The sequence below is a fragment of the Nocardia sp. CDC153 genome (assembly GCF_035818515.1).
Classification (GTDB): domain Bacteria; phylum Actinomycetota; class Actinomycetes; order Mycobacteriales; family Mycobacteriaceae; genus Nocardia.
In genome coordinates this window covers 1-20,631 of the sequence record NZ_JAYKYU010000006.1, presented here as the reverse complement: position 1 = coordinate 20,631, position 20,631 = coordinate 1, and the positions used below count along the sequence as shown (strand labels likewise).

The following is a 20,631-nucleotide window of genomic DNA, read 5'->3' as shown; positions in this document are numbered from 1 at the left end:
TGCTCGGACGCTGGGTCGAGAGGATCGCTCAACGGCCCGACCGCTGGATGACTTCCCGGGCCATGGCCCGATAGGCTTCCGCGCCACCGGATTTCGGAGCCCAGGTGGTGATCGGCTCACCCGCGACGCTGGCGTCCGGGAAGCGGACGGTGCGCGAGATGACCGTGTCGTACACGAGGTCGCCGAACACCTCGACCACGCGCGTCATGACCTGACGCGAATGCAATAGGCGGGCATCGAACATGGTGACAACGATGCCGTACAGCACCAACTCGGGGTTCAGCCGGTCCCGCACCTTCTCCACGGTGTCGTTGAGCAGGGCCAGCCCGCGCAGCGAGAAGTACTCGCATTCCATGGGAATGATGACGCCGTCGGCGCAGGCCAGGGCGTTGACGGTGAGCAGACCCAGCGACGGCTGGCAGTCGATGAGGATGTAGTCGTAGCGGTTGCGCAGCGGCGCGAGGGCGCGGCCCAGCGTCTGCTCCCGGCCGACCTCGTTGACCAACTGGATCTCCGCGGCCGACAGGTCGATATTGGACGGCAGCAGATCCATCCCCTCGACCTTGGTGTTCATCAGCACGTCGTCGACATTGACCTTGCCCGGCCCGACCAGCAGGTTGTGCACGGTCACGTCCAGATCGTGGTGCGCCACACCGAGACCCGCCGACAGCGCGCCCTGCGGGTCGAGGTCCACCAGCAGCACCTTGCGCCCGTATTCGGCCAGCGCCGCACCGAGATTGATGGTCGAGGTGGTCTTGCCGACCCCGCCCTTCTGATTGCACATGGCCACGATCAGCGCCGGCGCGGTGTGGTCCGGCTCGGGCGGCAGCGGGATCTCGCGCAGCGGGCGGCCGGTGGGGCCGACCTGCTTGGCGTCGTGCACCACATCGGGTGCCTCCCACAGTGTTTGCGCGGCGGTTTCGATCCGCTGGCCCGCACCACCGGTAGTCGTCACGTCCGCTGCTCCTTCGACGTTCCTGCCCTTGCCTCGCCCACCGATCCGCCGTGTGCGACGCGCCCGGCCGCGTGTGTGTCCGGGTCACCTCTAGACGCTACCGCCTGTTCGCGCAAGACCATCGCTCGGACACGCACCCTAAACCTGCACTTCAGACCGGGTAGAGCCGCCCGGGCCCGGCGTGTCGACCGGTCTCGGACCATCTTCCTACTGTGGCACAGCAGGTTACGGCCTGTCGGCGGTCTGCCACGCCGGAAGCAGCGGATAAATCGGAATCGACGGAATTGTCGGGCAGGCGACACGGCGCAACTGCGCCATCAGGATTGAGAGGCGTGTCGCTGGATCAGGTCGTAGACCCGTTGGGGGTCCTCGAGTTGCGGGTAGTGGCCCAGTCCGGGGAGACGGGTGAGGGCGGTGTGCGGGCGCAGGGCCAGCACCGCTCGCAGCACGGCCTCGGTGCAGATCGGGTCCAGCTCCGCCCAGGCCAGCTCGAGTCGGCCGGGCCAGTCGCGTAATGCGTTGTGCCAGCGGTCGGAGGTGGGCGGGGTGACGCGTTCGCGGTTGTAGTGGATCAGCTTGTCGAGGAGGCGGTGGCCGCCATTGTGGGTCAGGAGCGCCCATTGGTCCGCCGCCTCTTCGGGGGTCAGCGGATGGGACGGCGAGAAGATGCTGGCGAACGAGCGCAGGAAGGCGGGCTTGTTGGTCAGCCGGGCGAGCACGGGACCGAACCGGCTCAGCAGCAGTTTCTGGGTGATCAGCAGACTGGCCTGCTCGCGAACCATGCTGGCGTTGAACAGCAGCGCCGAGGCGAGCGTGAACGACAGCTTGCCGTCGATGTCCCGGGCCAACAGCTCGGTCGCGACCGAACTGCCCATGTCGTGGGAGACCAGCACCACGGGCGCACCATCGAACCGCCGCGCCACCTCCTCGGCGATATCGGCCTGAATCCGCAAGGAGTACAACTCGTCTCGCGGCTTGTCCGACAGCCCGAATCCGAGGAAGTCGAACACGACCAGCCGGTGCCCCTCGATCCGCTCGAACGCCTCGCGCCAGTCATAGGAACTCGACGGATACCCGTGCAGAAACAGCAGCGGCGGCAGATCCGGATCCCCGTCGCGCTCCCGCACGAAAATCCGATGCCCGCCAATCGTTTCGAGAGTCCCCGCCCGCTGCCAGTCCGCGACCCGCGAGGTCGACCGAGTCATGCACTTCTCCCGAGGATCGCAGGAACATTCGCGCGATCGACGGTATTCACCGCGCGCCCATCGGGCAATCATCCCGCCTCGTCGACATGCTGCGTCAAGTGTCCCAGACAATGTATGGTATATCCAGCACCGACATCGACGTCGCCGAAGGAACACGATGGCCGAACCGCTGACCACCGCCCTGCCCGCCGAATTCTCCGTTTCCCCGGACACACGCTTCGATATCGGGCCGGTTCGCTATCCGAAGTTGTTCGCGCACAATACGATTCCCATCACCATGTCGGACGGCGCGATTCTCACCGCCGATGTGCTGCGACCGGGCGATGCCGACGGGCCGACCGCCGAGCCGCTTCCGGCGATCATCAATTTCACGCCCTACAACAAGATGCTCAACCGCCACGGCATGCGCTGGCATGCGACGGCACGGCGGCTGGCCGGGCGGGTCCGCGCGTCGGACCGGACCCGCATGACCGCGCGGGATGTGGTGCGCACCCCCGCGGGTGGGGTGCTCGAACCGTTCGCGATCAACCGGACCGCGGTGGCACGCGGGTACGTCGGGTTGATGGTCGATGTGCGCGGCACCGGAACCTCCACCGGCGCATGGGATTTCTTCAGCCCGCGCGAGCAACTCGACTACGTCGAGGTACTGCGCTGGGTGCGCGAACAGCCCTGGTGCAATGGCGATATCGCCGTCATGGGCCTGTCCTACGGCGCGATCTCGGCGCTGCACACCGCGGCCCAGCGGCCGGAGGGTCTCCGGGCGGTCTTCGCCATCGAGGCCGGGGAGAACCCCCCGCGCGAGCTCGGCCTGACCGGTGGCGCGCTCACCCCGGGCATGCTGGTCTGGATCCTGGGTGTCAACGGCGCCAAATGGATTCCGGCCTGGCCCGGTCTCGTGCGCGCGGGCCTGGCCGGGCAATTCCTGCGCGACCGGTTGACGCACCGTTCGGGCTGGATCGAGCACGCCCTGCGCATCGCCCTCGACACCGATCACCCCGACGGATACCTCAATGCCATGTGGGCGGCCAAACTGCCGCGCCTGGAACGGATCGAGGCGCCCACCTGGATCCACGGCGGCTGGCACGACGTCTACAACCGATCCAATTTCAGTATGTACGAACGGATTCCGCTGCCGGGCGGCATGAAGCAGGTCCTCGTCGACGACTCCTACCATCTGACACCGGGTTCCGGTTTCGGCGATGCGGGCAACCCGCAGGCGCTCGACGAATTGCAGACCGCGTTCTTCGATCGCTGGGTCAAGGGCATCGACAATGGCATCGACCGCTACGGCCCGATCACGGTGCGCCGCCAGGGCGATGGCAGCTGGCTCAGTCACACGCAGTACCCGCCCGCCGACGCCCGGGTCCAACGGCTGTATCTCAGCGGTGAACGCTCCGGTGCCGCCGAGCACGCGAATACGGATGCCGCACTGTCCCCGACACCGTGCGCCACCGAGACGCGGCTGCCCCTCCCCGGCGGCCGGGTCAGCGCCGCCTCCAACAACACCGCCGTCATGACCATGGGCATCAGCGTGCTGTTCGGCAGCGAACACGGCAATGACGACCGCCGCAACGAGGCCACCGCCGTCACCTTCACCGGGGCACCGCTGGAGGCGGATCTGATCCTCACCGGACCGATGAACCTGCACCTGCGGGCCGTGGCGGACGGCACCGACGCGTTCTGGTCGATCACCGTCTGCGATGTGCATCCCGACGGAACATCGGTGCCGATCACCCGCGGCGCCCTGCTGTCCTCATTGCGGCACAACGACTCCGACGCCAGCTACTACGTCGACGGGGAACTCCTGTTCGCGATGCATCCGCTCACGGCCGAGTCGGCACAGCCGCTCACACCGGGCGAACCCTTCGACATCGACATCGAGATCAACCCGACCGAAGCGCTGCTGCGTGTCGGACATCGACTGCGAATCGCGGTGAGCCGCACCAGCTTCCCCCGACATCTCATCGCGCCATGGCGCAAACGCCACATCGCCTCCCAGGCGGTGTTGATCGATCCCGAGCATCCGAGCTACCTCGGTTTCCAGACTCGTCGACCCGACTGACCTCGGCAGCACATACCTCAGGCTTCGCTGAATCGCTCGGTTTCTAGGAACATGTGTGTTCCACACAGCGAAGCCCAGGTGCGGTTGTTATGAAATACAGTGGTACACAGCCAATTACACTTTTGCCGACACCCCTACGATCCCCCTATTAACCAGGTTTGCCCCAGGATCACTATCGCATCCGCGCACGGTGTCCGCCGATCGCAGCCGCACCTACGAGCCGGTTGCTGCACCCAATCCCCTTGCCGCCGTTGCTGATCTGGACGCGCGGCCGAACCGCCCGCCGTTGTTACCGTGTGAGGCCATTCGACCGGCTCGACGGCAGGAGGGGTGTTCGTGAGTATCGACATCGAGGATTCCGCCGAGGTGGTGCCGCTCCGGCCGGGCCTTCACATCGAATCGTCGAAGGGAAATCCGACTCGTCCCGAGATCGACCCGTTCTATCAACCGCCGGTGGACCTGGCAGAGCTGGCCCCCGGCACCATCATTCGGGCGCGGCGCGTGGAACTCGGACTGCTCGGGGTGATCCCGCAACAGATCTCGGCCTGGCAGTTGCTCTACCGCACCAACGATGTGCACGGCGAACCGGAAGCGGTGGTGACGACCGTGGCCCAGCCGGCGGGCGCGGATCCGGCCGCTCCCAAACGGCTGGTGTCCTACCAATGCGCCATCGATGTCGTCGTCGCGCGCGGCCTGCCCTCGTACTGTCTGCGCCAGGGCTCCAACGCCTTCGGCTCGTTCCCACAGTTCGAGATGGTGATCTTCGCGAATGCGCTCGCGCGAGGCTGGACGCTCTCGATTCCCGACAATGTCGGCAGCGATGGCCATTTCGGTGTCCCGCGCGAACCCGGATACCGCATCCTGGACGGCATTCGGGCCGCCCGGTCCTTCGACCCGCTGCAGCTGAGCGGGGAGACACCGGTCGCCCTGTGGGGTTACTCGGGCGGGGGCCTGGCGACGACCTGGGCCTGTGAAATGGCCGCCGACTACGCGCCCGAGCTCGAGATCGTCGGCGCCTCGGCCGGATCCCCGGTCGGCGATCCGCAGAGCGTCTTCGCCCGTTTGAACGGATCGGTCTACGCCGGACTGATCCCGCTGGTGCTCTCGGCCCTCTGCCGCGCGTACCCGGATCTCGACAAGGCCGTGCGCGCCAGCTTCGACCGAGACTTCCTGGATCTCATGGCGCACGCCGAGGCCAGCACCATCTTCCCGATCCTGTTCCGCAGTATCCGCCGCAATGTCGACGACCACAGCGAGCTCGGTGTGTCCGAACTCCTGCGCGACCCTCGATTCCGCGGCATCTTCGAGGAACTCCGCCCCGTCACCACCGCCCCGGCCTTCCCGATGCTGGTCGTGCAGGCCACCAATGACGCGGTGATCGCGGTCGAGGACATGGACGAACAGGTCTGGCGCTACCGCCAGGCCGGCACGCCGGTGCAATACATTCGCGACCGGCTGAGCGGGCACATCTCGCTGGCCCTGATCGCCACCCCCTTGGTGATCGACTGGCTCTCGGACCGTTTCGACGGCCGTCCGCTCGATCCCGCCGGCCCCAGAACCGTCTGGTCACTGGCTCTTTCGCGCGATGCCCTGCCGGGCCTGGGCCGCCTGCTGGGCGTGGCCGTGCGCGTCCTCATCGGCCGCCCGCTCACCTGACCTGCCGAATTCCCGTGGCCCGCGCCGGAACCGTCAACGGGCGCGGGGATGGGCGGTGGCCCAGACCTCGTGCAGGGTTCCGACCGTGACCAGGGTGTAGATCTGGGTGGTGGTCACCGAGGCGTGGCCCAACAGTTCCTGCACCACACGGACATCGGCCCCGCCGTCGAGCAGATGGGTGGCGAAGGAGTGGCGCAGCGTGTGGGGTGAGACCTGAGCCGCGATTCCGGCGCGCTCGGCGGCGGATTGCAGGACCTGCCAGGCCGTCTGGCGGGATAGGCGGCCGCCGCGATGGTTGAGGAACAGGGCGCTGTTGCCCTTGCCTCGGGCCGCGAGCGCCGGGCGGCCGCGCACCAGGTAGTTGTCCAGGGCCGCCAGCGCGGGACGGCCGATCGGCACCATGCGCTGCTTGCCGCCCTTGCCGCGCAGGATGACCGCGCGCTCGGCGGTGTCGATATCGTCCACGTCCAAGCCGACCATCTCCGAGATGCGAGCGCCGGTGGAGTACAACAACTCCAGCAGCGCACGATCCCGCAACCCGCGCGGCCCATCGGCGATATCGCCCCCGGAGGCCTCCAACAGCCGCGAAACCTGGTCGTACGGCAGCGCTTTCGGCAATCGCCGAGCAGGCGTCGGCGGCTTCACAGGATGCGCCACGTCCGCATCGGTAATGCCCTCGGCCGTCGCGAACCGATGCAGCCCGCGCACCGCCACCAACGCCCGCGAGGCCGAGGAGGCCGCCAGCGCGGGACGCTCCGAATCCCCGGCCCGCAATGACACCATGTAATCCGCGATGTCCGTTTCCGCCACCCGCGCAAGCGTTTCCACCCCGCGAGCCGCCAAGAACTCCCGATACCGCCCCAAATCCCGCCGGTAAGCACTGAGCGTATTGCGCGCGGCACCACGCTCGACCGCCAGATGGTCGAGATACGCGTCGATCTGCCGCTTCAACACGGCTCACATCATTGCAGCCCGCACCGACGAACTCCCCCAGCCAAACCCCGGCAAACAGAACAAGTTTCCCAATCGGGATCTAGGCGGTGGACCCGCCGGTACCGCGCGCCTTGCGGTCGAGGAACGCGGTGGGCATGCCGGGCCAGGGGGCATCGGCGGGGCGGAGGGTAGCGCCGGTGGAGCGGGCGGTCATCAGGGCGGTCACGCCCGCGACCGCTGTGGCATTGGTGATTTCGCCCGCGAGGGCGGCCTGGACGGCCTCGGCCAGGGGCATCCGAAGAATTTGGATGTCGGCCTCTTCCAATTCCGGGTCGGGGCGGTCGGTTTCGTAGAGGTCCGTGGCCAGATAGACGCGCAACGCCTCATCGGTGAAGCCGGGCGAGAGCGCCACATCGACCAGCACCGACCACTCCCGCGCCGCCAGCCCGGTCTCCTCGGCCAACTCGCGCTTGGCCGCCTCGAGCGGATCCTCCCCCTGCTTGTCCAACAACCCCGCCGGAAGCTCCAACAGCCGCCGCCCGATCGGATGCCGATACTGATTGATCAACACCAGATTGTCGTCCGCGTCCAATGCCGCCACGGCCACCGCCGCGTGATGCTCGATCACCTCCCGCTCGGCCACCTTCCCCCCGGGCATGACCACCTGGTCCAGCCGCAAGGCCAGGATCGCCCCCGAATACACGGTGCGACTGGACAGAACATCGAAATCATGGGTGCCGGGTGCCGAATCGGAGGAGGTCACCCCAGAACCGTAGCGCGAACCCCGACCACCCCCACCGCACCCCGGGACTCCCGTGGCACACAACACGTCCACAGGCGAGTCGGCGGAACGCGAAACCGCCCGAGTACTCCGGGGAGTGCTCGGGCGGTTCGGGGGTGCCTGCGTTGTGCGGCGGGTTACTTGGAGACCTTCTCGGCCTCGGCGGGGAGCTCGTTGGGGATCTCCACCGGGAGGCGTTCGGCGGCCTTGTAGTTCAGGGCTGCCGAGATCAGCGCCGCGAAAAGCGGGTGCGGGCGGGTGGGGCGGGACTTGAGTTCCGGGTGGGCCTGGGTGGCCACCAGGAAGGGGTGCTGGTCGGCGGGGTACTCGACGAATTCGACCAGGTGGCCGTTCGGGGAGGTGCCGGAGAACTTCAGGCCGCTCTTGGCGATCTTGTCGCGGTAGGTGTTGTTGACCTCGTAGCGGTGGCGGTGCCGCTCGGAGACCTCGGTCGCACCGTACGCGGCGGCCACCAGCGAATCCTTTTCCAGCACAGCCGGGTACGCGCCCAGGCGCATGGTGCCGCCGAGATCGGCCTCACCGGCCACGATCTGCTCCTGATCGGCCATGGTGGAGATGACCGGGTACTTGGTGTCGGGCTCGAACTCCGCCGAGTTGGCGTCCTTCAGGCCGACCGAGCGCGCCGCCTCGATGACCACGCACTGCAGACCCAGGCACAGACCCAGCAGCGGAATCTTGTGCTCGCGGGCGTAGCGGATCGCGCCCACCTTGCCCTCGATGCCGCGAATACCGAAGCCGCCGGGAATGAGAATCGCGTCCACGTCGGCCAGATGCGAGCGCGCGCCCGCCTCGGTCTCGCACTCGTCGGACTGCACCCAGCGAATGTTCACCTTGGCCCGCGAGGCGAACCCGCCCGCGCGCAGCGCCTCGGTGACCGACAGGTAGGCGTCGGGCAGATCGACGTACTTGCCGACCAGCGCGACGGTGACCTCCTCGCGCGGGTTGTGCACGCGATCCAGCAGGTCGCCCCAGACCGTCCAGTCCACGTCCCGGAAGGGCAGGCCGAGGCGGCGAACGACGTAGGCGTCCAAGCCTTCCCGGTGCAGCACCTTCGGAATGTCGTAGATCGACGGCGCGTCCGGCGTCGAGATGCAGGCGTCCACATCCACGTCGCACATCAAAGCGATCTTGTTCTTGAGCGCCTGCGGCACATCCCGGTCGCAGCGCAGGATCAGGGCATCCGGCTGGATACCGATATTGCGCAGCGCCGCCACCGAGTGCTGGGTCGGCTTGGTCTTCAGCTCGCCGGAGGGGCCCAGGTAGGGCACCAGCGTGACGTGCAGGAAGAAGCAGTTGTCGCGACCCACCTCGTGGCGAATCTGCCGCGCCGCCTCGAGGAACGGCTGCGACTCGATATCGCCCACGGTGCCACCGATTTCGGTGATCACCACATCCGGCACCTGCCCGTGCAGGTCCGGTCCCGCCATGGCGAGAATGCGGCTCTTGATCTCATCGGTGATGTGCGGAATCACCTGCACGGTGTCACCGAGGTACTCGCCGCGGCGCTCCTTGGCGATCACCTTCGAGTACACCTGGCCGGTGGTCACATTCGCGTCCGCCGACAGGTCGCGGTCCAGAAAGCGTTCGTAGTGACCGACATCGAGGTCCGTCTCCGCGCCGTCCTCGGTCACGAACACCTCACCGTGCTGGAAGGGGTTCATGGTGCCGGGATCGACGTTCAGGTACGGATCCAGCTTCTGCATCGTGACGCGCAGCCCGCGCGACGTAAGCAGCTGACCGAGGCTGGAGGCGGTCAGGCCCTTACCGAGTGAAGAGGCGACACCGCCGCTGACGAAGATGTGTTTCGTGGCCGCGCGCGCCGGAATCCGTGAATTACCCACGGGTCTTCACGGTAACACGGATCGGCGGACCCGATCGAACGGCGCGCGCACCGGTTGCCACCGATTGGCTCGATCCGGCGTGTCGCGAGCGCTTTTTCCCGTGTCGCGGTCGGCTTTTCTCGGACTCCGGTCAGCGGGGCATGGCCGCGATTGTGAGCGATGTCGCCTTCGCGCCGGTGCCGTACCGCCCGGTTCCGCCGTTCAGCTGCTCGGTCAGCCCGAGCACGGTGGTGATGCGGCCGATCTCGCGGTCCACATTGTCGACGGTGGTGACCGTGGCCAGTCCGCCCTCGGAGCGGGCCACCGCGATCGCGCCCGGCCCCTCGGCAGCCCCGTAGCGACCCGCCAGCACCACACCGGCGCTGTGGGATCGCAGCCCGCCGGCGAACCGGGCGATGATGGTGCCGCGATTGTTCTCCTCGGCCCGCGCGCCGTCCCCGGTGACCACCACGGCCAGCTGGGCGGGCTGCACATCGGCGAAGGTCAGGAAGCCGCCGCCGCGCAGGGTTTCCAGGGCCAGGCCGCGCTCCTGCGGGGTGCCGCGGGACTGGCCGGAGGTGGGATCGGTGAGCAGCACCTGACCGAGCAGATCGCCCGCGAGGCTGCCTTGATCGACGGCGTCGATCTTGAGCTGCGCGCCCGCGGGCACCACGTTCACCAGCGCGGTGCGCAGGCGATCGCCCTCGGAGGAGTCGGTGAACGCGCCGGTGAGTCCGATTCGGCCGGTGACCGTGGCCCCGGCGGTGGTGAGCGCCGCGGTGACCGCGTCGGCATCGCCGCTGTCGGCGTCGGGCGTGGTGAATACGAGGACCGACCGGTTGGTCAGACTATTGGCCAGAAGTTTGCCCGCAGCGCCCGCAAGGAACGCGTCCGAGGCCTTCACCTGTTCGTTCAAGCGCCCGTTGTCCGCGCGTAGCTCGTCGACCTGCGCTCTGTCCCCCGAGCCCGGGAACAACCCGCCGCCGTGCGCGCGGGTGCCCAGCACCACGCCCACCGCCAGCGCCAGAAAAACCGCGGCGATCGAAATCGCGTGGTGCCGAAAGGAAATCATGGGTCCCCTACCTGTGCCGGTCCAATAGCCGCTCCACCCAACCCGATCCGCGATGCCAGGTATCGGTGACCCAGGTCAGCGCCTCGCCGCCCATGTGGGTGGCCAGCACGGCGACGATCAGGGCGACCAGTGCGGCCAGCACCACCAGCGCGACCGCCCAGCCGGAACCCCGGTGACGGTACAGCGACGCAACGGCTTTCGCATCCATGAGCTTGGTGCCCATTTTGAGGCGTGTCAGGAAGGTTGCCGGATTCGAATCCCGGCGACCGCGGTCGAAGAAGTCGTCGAGGGAGGCCGCCGCGCCGACGGTCACGATCAGCGACGCGCCATGGTGGTCGGCCAGCAGCAGCGCCAGATCCGCGGGCGCGCCCGAGGACGGGAAGGTGGTCGCGCCGATGCCCAGATCCTGAATGCGCTCCAAACCCTTGGCGTGCCCGTCGGTGTCGGCGGGCAGGATCACCTCGGCGCCGGACTTGAGCGTGGTGGCGGTGATCTCCTCGGGATCGCCGACGATCAGGTCGGGGCGATATCCATTGCGGGTCAGGGTATCCGCGCCGCGGCCGACGCCGATCAGGATCGGCGCGTACTCCTTGATGAACGGCCTGATGCGCTTGAGGTCCTCGATGTGGTCGGGTCCGTCGGCGACGATCACGACATGCCGCTTCTTCATGTCGATTTCGACGTCCGGCACCCCGATTCCATCGATGAGCAGCGAGGATTCGGTGCGAATGAACTCGATGGTGTTGCCGGAGAACGCTTCCAGATGATCGGCCAGCCCATTGCGGGCCTCGATCATGCGTTCGGCGATGGTGGCCTCGGTGAGCTCGATGCCCTCGACGAGCGCCTCGGGTTCCTTCTTGGAGAGCTTGTCGGCGTAGACGACCCCGCCCTCCACGCGCACCTTGATGCCGTCCTTGATCTTCTTGAAGACATCGGAGCTGACCGCGTCCATGAGCTGAATGCCATTGGCCACCAGCACTTCCGGGCCCAGATTCGGATAGCGCCCGGAGATCGACGGCGAGGCGTTGATCACCACCGCCACCTGCGCCTCCACCAGGCGGTCGGCGGTGAGTCGATCCAGGTCCATCTCGTCGAGGACGACCACGTCGCCCGGCCCCACCCGCTGCAGCAACCGCCTCGTGTTCCGGTCCACCCGGGCCATGCCGGTCAGACCAGGCAGCGTTTCGGTATTGCGCGAAAGCAGGGCCAACATCTTCATAACGAACGATAATTGCCCGAAAGTCTCAACCTGTGGTGGAGGCGCGCCGCTCACGCGCCACATCTGTCACAGTGATGATCGCGACCCACTCCGCATGTCCGCTTTGCGCCTATCTTCTTACCGGCCGGTAAGGATATGCTCCGTTCATGGCCAGCACCACTGTTGATACTGTTCTGCCCGCTCCGCGCGAGACCGTCTACAAGCTCTTCACCGAGCGTGACAGCATCAATCCCTTTGTGCCCATCAAAGTTACGCTGAAAAAGCCCGGTATCGGCGCGCCCAACGGCGTCGGTGCGCAGTACCACCTCGGCCTCGGCCCCGTCGGCCCGACCGAGGAGACCACCGAGCTGGTCCCCAACGAGCGCATGGTCTACCGCGTCATCGCGGGTGCGCCGGTCAAGCGCCACGTCGGCACCATCAGCTTCTCCGATGCGCCGGGCGGCACCCGGGTGGTCTACACCATGGAATCCGAGCCCAGCCTGCCCGTCCCCGATCAGATTCTCGAGCCCGGCCTGCGCGCCCTGACCAACCAGCTCATCGGCGCGGTCCGCAAGGCACTGAAGTAGCCCCGGTCCGCTGAAGTAGTCGGGCTACTCCCCCGAGGCCGCCGCGCCGACCTTCTCGGCGTGGGCGGTGGTCAGCAGTTCCCAGGCGTGGGCGCGGCCGGTTTCGGTGTCGCCCATGCCCGCGAGCATGCGGGCGAGTTCGACCACGCGTTCGTCCTGGGTGAGGGCCTTGACGCCAGACTTGACGGCCTTGCCGTCGTCGAGCTTGTCGACCACCAGGTGGGTGTCGGCGAAGGCGGCCACCTGCGGGAGGTGGGTCACCACGATGACCTGGTGGGTGCGGGCCAAACGGGCCAGGCGGCGGCCGATTTCGATGGCGGCGCGACCGCCGACACCGGCGTCGACCTCGTCGAAGACCATGGTGGTGCCGTGTTCGGAACTGGCCAGCACCACTTCCAGGGCAAGCATGATGCGGGAGAGCTCACCGCCGGAGGCGCTCTTGCTCAGCGGCAGCGGGTGGGCTCCGGAGTGGGCGGCCAAACGGAATTCGACCTCGTCGACACCGGTGGAACCGGCGTGCAGCTCCTTGCCGTCGATCATGAGCGGGGCCGAATCCTGCACGCCCGCGAGCACGGGACCGACACCGACCTCGAGCCGCGCCCGACCCATCGCCAGACCGCCCAGTTCGGCGCTCACGGCGGCGGCCAGCTTGCCCGCGGCCTTGGTGCGCGCCGCGGTCAGCTTGGCGGCCGTCTCGCGCACCTTGGCGGCGGCGGCCTCCACCTCCGCGGCCAGCGCGGCCAGCGCCTCCTCCGACACATCGAGCGAGGCCAACCGGGTGCGCGCCTCATCGGCCCACTTGATCACACCGTCGATATCGGGCGCGTACTTGCGGGTCAGCGTCTTCAACTCGGCCTGGCGGTTGAGCATCGACTCGAGCGCACCCGGATCCGACGGCAGGTCCGACAGGTAGGAGCTCAGCTCGGTGGTCAGATCCACGATCACCGAGATCGCCTCACCCAGACGGGGACCCAGCTCGGACAGCTTCGGATCGTCGGAGGCCTCGATGCGGGCGCGCGCGGTGCCCAGCAGATCCAGGGCACCGGCATCCTCACCCGGCGAGTCGGCGGGCCCGGCCAGCGCGTCGTGCGCGGTCGAGGCGGCCTCGCGCAGCGAATCCAGGTCCGAGAGTCGACGCACCTCGTGCACGAGATGCTCGTCCTCACCCGGTTCCGGTGCGATGGCGTCGATTTCGGCCAGCGACTGCGTCAAATGGTCGGCCTCGAGCGCCAATTCGCGGCTGCGCGCGGTCCTTTCGAGCAGCTGATCGCGCTTGTCCAGCCAGATCCGCCGCGCCTTCTGATACTTGGCCAGCAGCGGAGCCACGGTGTCGGAGGCGAACTGGTCCAGCGCGTGCAACTGCTGGTCGGGGCGCTGCAATCGCAGCTGATCGTTCTGACCGTGCACGGTGAGCAGCGGCGTCGTGAAGTCGGAGAGCACCGAGGCGGGCACCGACCGGCCGCCCAGATGCGCGCGCGAGCGGCCATCGCTGCCGACGGTCCGCACCGCGATGATGCTGCCGTCGTCGTCGCGTTCGGCCCCGGAGGATTCCAGCACCTCCTCGACCTCGCCGAGCGCGCCGTCGTGCACCTCGTCCACGGTGAAGCGGCCCTCGACCACGGCCCGCGACGCACCCAGGCGTACCCGGCCGGCGTCGGCGCGCGCCCCGCTGAGCAGGTGCAGGCTCGTCACCACCATGGTCTTGCCCGCACCGGTCTCACCGGTCAAAACGGTTAAACCCTCATGGAATTGCGCGGTGGCGGTGGAAATAACGCCAAGCCCGTCAATCCTGATCTCTGTCAGCACTCGTGCTCTCCATCCGCTGTCGGCCTCTCCAGCCTGTCACGGGCAACTGGAATTTGCGCACCATCCGATCGGCGAACGGCGCGGAATCGAGCCGAACCCACCGCACCGGTTCGGTCCCGCGGACCGTTTCGACCCGGCCGCCCCGCGGCAGTGCGAGGGTGCGTCGGCCGTCGAGGAAAACTATCGCATCGTGGCCCGTCGCAACGGTTTCCACCGCGATCCGCGAATCCGGGCTGGTCACCAGGGGTCGCGCGAACAGGGCGTGGGCGTTGGACGGAATCACCAGCAGCGCTTCGAGTTCCGGCCACACCACCGGTCCGCCCGCCGAGAAGGCGTAGGCGGTGGATCCGGTGGGAGTGGCGATCAGCACACCGTCGCAGCCGAACGAGGACACCGGGCGACCGTCCACCTCGAGCACCACCTCGAGAACGCCCATGCGCGCGGCATTCTCGATACTGGCCTCGTTGAGGGCCCAGCCGCGCTCCACGATCGCATCGTCGACGCGGACGGTGACATCGATGGTCATCCGCTCTTCGATGTTGTAATCGCGCCGCACCACCTGCGAGAGCGCCTCGTCCAGATGATCGGCCTCGGCCTCGGTGAGAAAACCGATGCGGCCCATATTGATTCCCAGCACCGGCACCCGGGCAGGGCGCGCGAGTTCCGCGGCCCGCAGGAAGGTGCCGTCACCGCCGAGCGCGAGCACCATCTCGGTACCGGCGGCGGCGTCCGGATTGTGTTCCATGACCCGCACCGGGTAGCCGTCGGCGACACCGTCGTCGTCCACATCGAAGCGGGTGCTGTATGCCTCGTCCTCGAGCACCCGCAGGCCGATCCCGGCCCCGCACAGGATCTTCGCCACGCGATGCGCGGTATCGGTGATCTCCGGCCGTCCCGGATGCGCGACCAGCAGCACTTCCCTGGCCGGGCTAGCCGCGTTCACTGTGGACCCTCCTGCACCGCACGATCGATCAATGCCGCGACACGTGCGGCCTCTTCTTGCGCAATACCACCGTCTGCATCGTAGGCTGCCGCACCGACGCCCGCGTCGTCACCGCTGGCGGTCGCCGCCCGGTCCTGGCCCTCGACACCGGTTTTCTCCGGTTCGGATTCCTTGCGCAGCCACAGGAAGTACTCGACATTGCCCGACGGCCCGGGCAGCGGGCTGGCCGTCACGCCGTGGGTCCGAAGTCCGAGTTTCGCTGCCGCGGCGGCGACTTCGCGCACCGCCTCGGCGCGCAGGGCCGGATCCCGCACCACGCCACCGGCTCCCACCCGATCCTTGCCGACCTCGAACTGCGGCTTCACCATGGGCAGCAGATCCGCTCCGGGCGCGGCGCAGGCGGCCAGCGCGGGCAGCACCAGGGCCAGGGAGATGAACGAGAGGTCGGTGACCACCAATTCGACTGTGCCGCCGATGAGTTCGGGCGTCAGCTGACGGACGTTGGTGCGGTCGTGCACCTGGACGCGATCATCGTTCTGGAGTCGCCAGATGAGCTGGCCGTAGCCGACATCGGCGGCCACCACCTCCTTGGCGCCGCGCGAGAGCAGCACATCGGTGAAACCACCGGTCGACGCCCCGGCATCCAGGCAGCGCTTGCCCGCCACCGTGACGCCCTGCGGCTCGAATGCCGCCAGCGCGCCGAGCAGCTTGTGCGCCCCGCGCGAGGCCCACTGCACCTCGTCGGGCTCCTCCCGCACCAGCAACGGCGTGCCCGCCTCGACTCCGGTCGCCGGTTTGGTGGCAACCGACCCATTGATCAGGACGCGGCCCGCGGAGATCAGCTCGGACGCGTGTTCCCGCGACCGCGCCAATCCGCGGCGAACCAATTCCGCGTCCACCCGCGCGCGCCTGGCCACCTCAGATCTTGTCCACCGTGGCCAGGGCCTGCACGAGGACGTCGTGCGCCTGCTCGAGAATCTTGGCCCGCCGCACGATATCGGTGCCCTCGGAATGCACGGTCGGCGCGCCCGGGAAGCCCGGATTCGGTGCGCCCGCCGACAATTCGGCCAACAGCGCATCGACATCCGCCTTGACCCGCTCCGGGTCGGCGAACTCCTGATTCGCGGCCGCCAGATGCTGCCCGGGCAGCGGCATACCGGGACGCGGGCCCGGCATTGCTGCGGTGCGTCCCGGTGCGGGCATCTGCGGGTGAGGCGTGGGCATAGTCATCGTGGCGACAACGCTACCCGAACTCGCATTCGAACACACGTACCCCGCCGCATCCCGATCCCCTCCCCGACCGGCCCCGCCCGTGATGCCCGAATGCGCCCGCCAGCGTGGCCTCGACGGGTTCGTCCGCGTGGCACGAAAACCCTTTGCGCCCGGCTGACAGGATGTAGCGAATGGACAGCGACTTCGAGAGACTGATCCACGAGGCCGACACGGTGTCGGTCGACGGTTGGGATTTCTCCTGGCTCGACGGACGCGCCACCGAGCAGCGCCCGTCATGGGGTTATCAGAAACTGCAGGCCCGACGACTCGCCACCGCCCGCGCCGGGCTCGATATCCAAACCGGCGGCGGCGAGGTCCTCGCCGAGGCCGAGGTCTTCCCCCCGACCATGGCCGCCACCGAGTCCTGGCCGCCGAATCTGGACAAGGCCACCCGGCTCCTGCATCCACGCGGTGTGGTCGTGATCTCCGATCCCGACGAACCGCCGCTCCCGTTCGGCGACGCGGCCTTCGATCTGGTGACCAGCCGCCATCCGGCGACCATCTGGTGGACCGAGATCGCGCGCGTCCTCCAGCCGGGCGGCACGTATTTCGCCCAGCATGTCGGCCCGGCCAGCGCCTTCGAGCTGGTGGAGTACTTCCTCGGCCCGCAGCCCGAGGCTCGCGCCGAACGCGATCCGGCCATCGAGGCCGCCGCGGCGCGGGCCGCCGGGCTGGAGATCGTGCAGTCTCGGCCCGAGCGACTTCGCATGGAGTTCAAGGACATCGGGGCGGTGGTGTATTTCCTGCGCAAAGTGATCTGGATGGTGCCGGGGTTCACCGTCGACGGCTATCGCGAACGGCTGTACGACCTGCACCGGCGGATCATCGACGACGGCCCGTTCGTCGCATACTCGGCCCGCACCCTGGTGGAGGCGCGAAAGCCGGTGTGAGAGTTCACACTTCGATCTTGCCCAATGGGATCGGGCGGCCGGGGAAGGAACGTAGGCGCTCGGTGAGCGCGTCCGCGAGGTCCGCGCCGGCCGGGATCGGGTCGGTGTTGGCGACCGGGTGGTTCAGGGCCGACAGGTCGTCGGCGATGTAGGTCGGGAGTCGGTCGGGGGCTTGGGTTCGCAGGTCTTCGAGGGTGCTCACGCCGGTGAGAACCATGAGTGATTCGAGGCCGGTGGCGGCCGCGCCGTCGATGTCGGTGTCGAGACGGTCGCCGACCACGAGGGCGTCACGGGTGCCGGCCCGTTCGAGGGCGTCCTCCATGAGCGGGGAATAGGGCTTGCCCGCGACGACCGGTTCGAGGCCGGAGGCCTGCCGCAGCGCCGCGACCATGGAGCCGTTGCCGGGGGCCAGGCCGCGTTCGGTGGGGAGGGTGGCGTCGGTGTTGGCGGCCACCCAGAGTGCGCCGGAGCGCAGGGCGTAGGCGGCCTCGGCCAGGTCGGCCCAGGCGGTCTGCGGGGAATGACCCTGGATCACCGCGGCCGGAGTGACGCCGTCGTAGCGGCGGACCGCTTGCAGGCCAACGTTTTCCACCTCGGCCATCAGGTCGTCGGTGCCCACCACCAGCACGGTGGAACCGGGCGCGACCCGGTGGGCGAGCAGGCGGGCGGCGGCCTGCGCGCTGGTGACCACCTCGTCCTCGGTGGCGTCGAAGCCCAGCTCACGCAGGTGCATGGCCACGCCGCTGGCGGAGCGGCTGGCGTTATTGGTGACGTACATCAGCCGCTGGTCGGGGGCACCGGCGTGCAGTGCCTCCGATGCGCCCGGAATCGGCTCGTGGCCGCGGAACAGGGTTCCGTCCAGATCCAATAGCAATGCCTCGAACCGGTCCCGCAATCGCATGACGCCGTCCCTCTCCTCGCTGTGCGCTTCCGCAAATCAGAAACGACCGTGCGGCGGCGCTGCTGCGCGGCCACACGGTCGTTGTCACTTCGACTTACTCAGTTCTCGGTGTCGCCGTCGGACTTCGCGGCCGGGGCCGCCTCATCGGAATCTTCCGTGTCCGCCGCATCCTCGGTATCCGGTGCGTCCTCGGCGTCCTCATCGTCGAAGGCCGCGGTCCAGTCCGCGCCGTCACCCTCGCCCGACAGTTCGGCCGCACGCTCCTCGGCGTCGGTCTCGCCGTCGAGGTCCGCGGAGGCGGAGTTCATGAACCAGGTGAGCGCCTCTTCCTCGCGCCCGGCGGCCAGCAGGGCCTCGGCGTAGGCGTAGAACAGGCGGGCCGCGGCGGAACCCGTACGGGACGGGTCGAGTTCGGCGGTCTGCAAGGTGACCACGGCCTGATCGAACTGGCCCAGGTCCATGCGCGCACCGGCGACCACGATCCGCAGCTCGGTGGCCTCGTCGCCCTGGAGAGCGCGGGCCTCGTCGCTGCGACCCAGCTCGATGGCGCGCTCGGGACGGCCCAGGCCGCGCTCGCAGTCGGCCATGACGGCCAGCAGTCCCGAGCCGCCCGACATGCGGCGCGCGGTCCGCAGTTCGGACAGCGCCTCGGCCCACTCGCCCGCGTGATAGGCGGCGACACCGGCGGTTTCGCGGACGACCGCGATGCGACCGGCGCGCTGCCGGGCCGCGCGAGCGTGTGCCAGCGCCAGCTCGGGATCCTCGTCGAGCAGCTGCGCGACCATCACCAGGTGCCGGGCCACGGACTCGGCATTGCCCTTGTCCAGGCTCAGCAGGTCGCGGCGGACGGCGGGCTCGAGATCCGAGGCCTGCACGTCATCGGGGAGCACCGGCTCATCGGGGCGACCCGTGCGCCGCTCGCCCGGCTTGCCGCCGCCGACCCGCGCGCCCTCGCCGCCGCGGCGACGATCGCCGCGATCCTCGAACGACCGCTCGCCCGAACGCTTCTCGGCGCGCTCGAAATTCCGGTCGTCGCGATTGTCGCGATTGTCACGGCGGTCGTCGCCGGAGCCGTTGCGGCCGAAGCTCTTCCGCTCGTCACCCCGGTCGCGGTCGAATCCCCGTCCGCCACCACGGTTTTCGCCGCCCCGATTGAAGCCACCGTCACGGCCGCCGTCACGGTTGTAGCCACCCTCACGACGGTCACCACCGCGATTGAAGCCACCCTCACGGCGCTCACCGCGATCGAATCCGCCTTCCCGACGGTCCCCGCGGTTGAAGCCGCCCTCACGGCGATCCCCACCGCCACGGTTGAAACCACCTTCACGACGGTCACCACCGCCACGGTTGAAACCGCCCTCGCGGCGATCCCCGCCGCCACGGTTGAAGCCACCTTCACGACGATCTCCACCGCCACGGTTGAAACCGCCTTCACGACGGTCACCACCGCCACGATTGAAGCCACCTTCACGACGGTCACCACCGCCACGATTGAAACCGCCTTCGCGACGGTCGCTTCCGCCGCGGTTGTACCCGCCCTCGCGGCGCTCGCCACGGTCGAATCCGCCTTCTCGGCGCTCGCCACCGCGGTTGAAGCCGCCCTCGCGACGGTCGCCGCCACGATTGAATCCGCCGTCGCGGTCACCACGGTTGAAGCCGCCGCGGCCGCCCTCACCCCGATTGCCGCCGCGGTCGCGGTCGCCTTCGGAGCGGTTCCAGCCGCCACGGTCATTGTCACGCCCGCGGTTGTTGCCGCCATCGCGGTTGAAACCACCGCCGCGGTTGAAGCCGCCCTCACGGCCGCCGCCGTCGCGATCCCGACGCGGGCCGCCGCCGTACGTGCGGCCCTGGTCGCGGCGTTCGCCTTCATCGCGCCGTTGGTAGCCGCCCTGTCCGGTTCCACCGCTGTTGCGGCGGAAGGGTTTGCGGTCGTCGTTCTGCTCCGCCACGGTGATCCCTCTCTGTTCTTGTAGCCTGCGGTACCCGGCCACGGCGCTGGAGCGCGTGAGGAGGGCCAGCGGTTGGAAACCGCCACCCCAAATTCAATCACGCCGCCCCAGCCGCTTACGCGGCAGCGGGTCGTCAAACGCCGAAAGGGGACCCAGTGTTGGGTCCCCTTTCGCGAAGGATGTTCCGGCGGTGTCCTACTCTCCCACACCCTGTCGAGTGCAGTACCATCGGCGCAGGTGGCCTTAGCTTCCGGGTTCGGAATGGGACCGGGCGTTTCCCCACCGCTATAGCCGCCGTAACTCTATGAAACTGTCACACCCGCGTTCCGCGGGGAAAGGGAGAATCGAGGGCCTTGCCCTCGAGCACCCATTCCCAAAGGGACGGGGCACCGCGCTCGAAGAAGGGGGTTCTAGGGGGAAGCCCCCTAGAAAATCCTTCTCCAACACACGGTCGTGTGTTGTTTCAGATACTGCACAGTGGACGCGTAGCTTCTTTGTTGGTAAGTCCTCGGCCTATTAGTACCAGTCACCTACACCCGTTACCGGGCTTCCAGTTCTGGCCTATCAACCCAATGGTCTG

At 68.2% G+C, this 20,631-nt stretch carries 16 protein-coding genes, 2 rRNA genes and 1 pseudogene; 4 read left to right on the top strand and 15 right to left on the bottom strand.

The window, feature by feature from the left end; translation table 11 throughout:
• Window positions 1-28 precede the first annotated feature (28 nt).
• Window positions 29-925, bottom strand: coding sequence for a ParA family protein (locus VMT65_RS30375; RefSeq protein ID WP_326312612.1), 897 nt, complete (start codon window positions 923-925; stop codon window positions 29-31).
• A gap of 347 nt (window positions 926-1,272) precedes the next feature.
• The gene (locus VMT65_RS30370) at window positions 1,273-2,160 is read right to left on the bottom strand and encodes an alpha/beta fold hydrolase (RefSeq protein WP_326311947.1); all 888 of its coding nucleotides are present in this window, start codon (window positions 2,158-2,160) and stop codon (window positions 1,273-1,275) included.
• 157 nt (window positions 2,161-2,317) lie between these two features.
• Between VMT65_RS30370 and VMT65_RS30365 the strand changes: the two genes are divergently transcribed.
• Both VMT65_RS30365 and VMT65_RS30360 read left to right on the top strand, forming a co-directional pair.
• A complete protein-coding gene (locus tag VMT65_RS30365; RefSeq protein WP_326311946.1) occupies window positions 2,318-4,222 on the top strand; it encodes a CocE/NonD family hydrolase in 1,905 nt (634 codons plus the stop codon).
• Window positions 4,223-4,558: 336 nt separating this feature from the next.
• Window positions 4,559-5,878, top strand: a complete 1,320-nt coding sequence (locus tag VMT65_RS30360; protein ID WP_326311945.1) for a lipase family protein — start codon at window positions 4,559-4,561, stop codon at window positions 5,876-5,878.
• 33 nt (window positions 5,879-5,911) lie between these two features.
• Here the strand turns inward: VMT65_RS30360 and xerD are convergent, their stop codons facing one another.
• From xerD to steA, 5 genes are all read right to left on the bottom strand, one after another.
• Window positions 5,912-6,832: a site-specific tyrosine recombinase XerD gene (gene xerD, locus VMT65_RS30355; RefSeq protein WP_326311944.1), complete on the bottom strand. Its 921-nt coding sequence runs from the start codon at window positions 6,830-6,832 to the stop codon at window positions 5,912-5,914.
• Between the two features lie 79 nt (window positions 6,833-6,911).
• Window positions 6,912-7,574, bottom strand: a complete 663-nt coding sequence (locus VMT65_RS30350) for an NUDIX hydrolase (protein ID WP_326311943.1) — start codon at window positions 7,572-7,574, stop codon at window positions 6,912-6,914.
• Between the two features lie 155 nt (window positions 7,575-7,729).
• Window positions 7,730-9,454 (bottom strand): CTP synthase, encoded by a 1,725-nt coding sequence (locus tag VMT65_RS30345; protein ID WP_326311942.1) that lies wholly within the window; start codon window positions 9,452-9,454, stop codon window positions 7,730-7,732.
• A 130-nt stretch (window positions 9,455-9,584) separates the two neighbouring features.
• A complete protein-coding gene (locus VMT65_RS30340) occupies window positions 9,585-10,505 on the bottom strand; it encodes a copper transporter (RefSeq protein WP_326311941.1) in 921 nt (306 codons plus the stop codon).
• A gap of 7 nt (window positions 10,506-10,512) precedes the next feature.
• Window positions 10,513-11,724, bottom strand: a complete 1,212-nt coding sequence (gene steA, locus VMT65_RS30335) for a putative cytokinetic ring protein SteA (protein ID WP_326311940.1) — start codon at window positions 11,722-11,724, stop codon at window positions 10,513-10,515.
• Between the two features lie 146 nt (window positions 11,725-11,870).
• Here steA and VMT65_RS30330 point away from each other — a divergent pair, with 146 nt between their 5' ends.
• The gene (locus VMT65_RS30330; RefSeq protein ID WP_326311939.1) at window positions 11,871-12,290 is read left to right on the top strand and encodes an SRPBCC family protein; all 420 of its coding nucleotides are present in this window, start codon (window positions 11,871-11,873) and stop codon (window positions 12,288-12,290) included.
• 24 nt (window positions 12,291-12,314) lie between these two features.
• On the opposite strand, the gene recN is transcribed toward VMT65_RS30330, so the two are convergent.
• Genes recN through VMT65_RS30310 form a run of 4 tightly spaced genes read right to left on the bottom strand, consistent with a single transcriptional unit; the run spans window position 12,315 to window position 16,269 of the window.
• Window positions 12,315-14,096: a DNA repair protein RecN gene (gene recN, locus VMT65_RS30325; RefSeq protein WP_326311938.1), complete on the bottom strand. Its 1,782-nt coding sequence runs from the start codon at window positions 14,094-14,096 to the stop codon at window positions 12,315-12,317.
• Complete coding sequence (locus VMT65_RS30320) at window positions 14,074-15,039, bottom strand: NAD kinase (RefSeq protein ID WP_326311937.1); 966 nt, start codon at window positions 15,037-15,039, stop codon at window positions 14,074-14,076. Before VMT65_RS30320 ends, recN begins: the two co-directional genes overlap by 23 nt.
• Window positions 15,036-15,956 carry a TlyA family RNA methyltransferase gene (locus VMT65_RS30315; protein ID WP_326311936.1) on the bottom strand — a complete coding sequence of 307 codons (921 nt, stop codon included), beginning with the start codon at window positions 15,954-15,956 and terminating at the stop codon, window positions 15,036-15,038. Before VMT65_RS30315 ends, VMT65_RS30320 begins: the two co-directional genes overlap by 4 nt.
• 1 nt (window position 15,957) lies before the next feature.
• Window positions 15,958-16,269, bottom strand: a complete 312-nt coding sequence (locus VMT65_RS30310) for a hypothetical protein (RefSeq protein WP_326311935.1) — start codon at window positions 16,267-16,269, stop codon at window positions 15,958-15,960.
• Window positions 16,270-16,442: 173 nt separating this feature from the next.
• Here VMT65_RS30310 and VMT65_RS30305 point away from each other — a divergent pair, with 173 nt between their 5' ends.
• Complete coding sequence (locus tag VMT65_RS30305; protein WP_326311934.1) at window positions 16,443-17,201, top strand: class I SAM-dependent methyltransferase; 759 nt, start codon at window positions 16,443-16,445, stop codon at window positions 17,199-17,201.
• A 4-nt stretch (window positions 17,202-17,205) separates the two neighbouring features.
• Here VMT65_RS30305 and VMT65_RS30300 read toward each other — a convergent pair whose 3' ends face one another.
• From VMT65_RS30300 to VMT65_RS30285, 4 genes and pseudogenes are all read right to left on the bottom strand, one after another.
• Window positions 17,206-18,102, bottom strand: coding sequence for an HAD-IIA family hydrolase (locus VMT65_RS30300; protein WP_326311933.1), 897 nt, complete (start codon window positions 18,100-18,102; stop codon window positions 17,206-17,208).
• A gap of 236 nt (window positions 18,103-18,338) precedes the next feature.
• A pseudogene (locus VMT65_RS30295) lies at window positions 18,339-19,277 on the bottom strand (hypothetical protein); the annotation flags it as partial.
• Window positions 19,278-20,233: 956 nt separating this feature from the next.
• Window positions 20,234-20,350, bottom strand: a 5S ribosomal RNA gene (rrf, locus tag VMT65_RS30290).
• Between the two features lie 197 nt (window positions 20,351-20,547).
• Window positions 20,548-20,631, bottom strand: a 23S ribosomal RNA gene (locus tag VMT65_RS30285); the annotation flags it as partial.